Raw genomic sequence first — 679 nt, forward strand, 5'->3', positions numbered from 1 at the left:
CCGTTCGCCTTCAGATCGCTCACAAAGCGCTCGCTGGTGTACTGGCAGCCCTGATCGGAGTGGAACATCAGCCCCACTGCCGGGCGCCGCTTCTGCCGGGCCTGCTGTAGCGCCTGGATGACCAGTTCCGTATCCGCCTGCAAGGCGAACGCCCAGCCTACGATGCGGCGCGAGTGCAGATCCATCACGATGGCCAGATAGGACCACCCCTGACGCGTTCTCACATACGTGATATCACCCGCCCACACCCGGTTGATCGCGCCCGGCTCGAATTGCCGCTCAAGCAGGTTAGGTGCAATCAGGGCTTCACCCTCGGCCTTGCGATACCGGTGCGTTCGCCGCCTGGCCACAGCCAGTTGCGCCTCGCGCATCAGCGAACGCGCCCGGTAGCGTCCGATCGCGTAACCCTGCTGCTGCAGTGCCTGCGCCATCCGGCGACTGCCGTAACTGCTGCGGCTTTCGCTGTGAATCTGGCGCACGGCCTTCAGCAGTGGAGGCGATGCGGCCGGTTTGGGCGGCCGCGCAGCAAAGGCGTAATAGCTGCTTCGCGGCACCTTCAGCAAACGGCACATCAGACTCACCGGCCAGGCCTTCTTCAGCGAACGGATCACTTCGAGGCGCGATCCATTTCCTTGACGAAGAAGGCCGTAGACTTTTTTAGTATCTCGCGCTCCCGCTC

The 679-nt window shown here is 63.3% G+C and carries 1 pseudogene; it reads right to left on the reverse strand.

Annotation, left to right across the window (positions count from 1 at the left end):
• Nucleotides 1-679: pseudogene (locus PQR42_RS45600) on the reverse strand (IS3 family transposase); the annotation flags it as partial.

The organism is Paraburkholderia sediminicola (genome assembly GCF_046027355.1).
In the GTDB taxonomy this organism is placed as follows: Bacteria; Pseudomonadota; Gammaproteobacteria; order Burkholderiales; family Burkholderiaceae; genus Paraburkholderia; species Paraburkholderia sediminicola_B.